We start from the raw sequence: 981 nt of genomic DNA on the forward strand, positions 1-981 counted from the left end.
TTTGATCTTAACAAAATCAAATATCAATGGGCATATACATTATGGAAGAAAATGCTTGCAAATACTTGGTTTCCCGAAGAAGTAAATATGAATGCCGATAAGCGGGATTATAACGGAGGTCTTACGCCTCAAGAAAAGCTTGGTTATGATAGGGCATTAGCGCAACTTATTTTTATGGATTCATTGCAGACAAATAATCTCATAGATAATGTTAATCCTTATGTGACTAGCCCAGAGATAAATCTCGTGCTTGTGCGTCAAGCGTATGAGGAGGCTTTGCATTCTCAAAGTTATGCAGTAATGGTAGAATCTATTTCAGCAAATACTGATGAAATTTATAATATGTGGCGTGTGGATATGCAGTTGCGACACAAGAACGATTATATTGCAAATGTGTATTTGGATCTTTCAAAAAATCCTACAGAACATAATCTTCTTAAAGCTATGTTTGCCAATCAGATTTTAGAGGGGATTTATTTTTATAGTGGATTTTGTTATTTTTATACATTGGCACGCAGTGGTAAAATGCTAGGTAGTGCGCAAATGATACGTTTTATCCAACGCGATGAAGTTACGCATCTTATATTGTTTCAAAATATGATTAATTCTTTGCGTAAGGAACGCGATGACCTCTTTACAGATAGTCTAGAAGAGGAAGTCATAGAGCTTTTTAGAAAAGCAGTAGAGGTAGAAACAGCGTGGGGAGAATACATAACACAAGGGCAGATTCTAGGACTTACAAGCGAGATTATAGGGCAATATATTCAATATCTTGCCGATGAGCGTTTATATAGAGTAGGATTTCCTAAGCTTTATAATGTGTCTCATCCTATCAAATGGGTGGATCAATTTAGTAGCTTTAATGACCAAAAGACGAATTTCTTTGAGGCTAAGGTAACAAATTACGCAAAAGGGAGTATAGATTTCGATGATTTCTAAAACATTGTATGCACTGCAGGTGAAAATTGGGACAGATTTTGA

Annotated in this window: 1 protein-coding gene; it reads left to right on the top strand. The window is 35.7% G+C overall.

The features are described 5' to 3' along the window. Nucleotides 1-939, top strand: a 939-nt coding sequence (locus C6H22_RS08480; protein ID WP_104694821.1) for a ribonucleotide-diphosphate reductase subunit beta, incomplete at its 5' end; no start/stop codon positions are given. Between the last annotated feature and the right edge of the window lie 42 nt (nt 940-981).

Origin of the sequence: Helicobacter equorum, from assembly GCF_900198655.1 — a bacterium.
Lineage (GTDB): Bacteria > Campylobacterota > Campylobacteria > Campylobacterales > Helicobacteraceae > Helicobacter_F > Helicobacter_F equorum.